This window comes from Oleiphilus sp. HI0123, from assembly GCF_001635315.1.
On sequence record NZ_LWGE01000720.1, the window covers coordinates 1 to 321 of the forward strand.

At 44.2% G+C, this 321-nt stretch carries 1 pseudogene; it reads left to right on the top strand.

Annotated features, from left to right (window positions below):
* A pseudogene (locus tag A3761_RS06415) lies at positions 1–321 on the top strand (homoserine dehydrogenase); the annotation flags it as partial.

The window sequence follows — 321 nt, forward strand, 5'->3', positions numbered from 1 at the left end:
CCGTCGCTAGTGGCGTGATTAATGTCTTGAAACGAAATCAACAGGATATTACTGCCCGAGCAGGCTGTCAGGTTGAGGTGATTCAAGTCGCCTCTAGAAAGCTTAAAGATAATTGTGACCTTAGCGGTATCGAATTTTCGACGAATGTAATGGATGTTGTCAATAACCCTGATGTGGATGTGGTAGCAGAATTAATTGGTGGCTATGATCTTGCTAAAGACATTGTTTGTGCTGCGATTAAAAATGGCAAGCATGTTGTCACGGCTAACAAAGCGCTTATAGCTGAGCACGGAAACGAAATTTTTGCGCTGGCTGCCGAGC